Raw genomic sequence first — 228 nt, 5'->3', positions numbered from 1 at the left:
GGCCGGTCACGACCAGGGCCGGTGCGGCGTGGCTCGCGAGCACGAGTCCGCGGGCCAGGCGGCGTGCGTCGGAGCCGGTCGTCATGGGCGGCACGCTAGTCCCGGTGCGTCCTCCCCGCGCGGGTGGGCGCGTCGTGGGTCACGATGCTGAGATGTCGCGTGTCGTGTCGGTCGAGGCTGTGCTGCCTCGCCACGCGTACGCCCAGGAGACGATCACCGCGGCCGTGG

The organism is Promicromonospora kroppenstedtii DSM 19349, assembly GCF_000515355.1.
Lineage (GTDB): Bacteria > Actinomycetota > Actinomycetes > Actinomycetales > Cellulomonadaceae > Promicromonospora > Promicromonospora kroppenstedtii.
The sequence above is the reverse complement of the archived record's forward strand: the minus strand, read 5'-3'. Positions refer to the sequence as shown.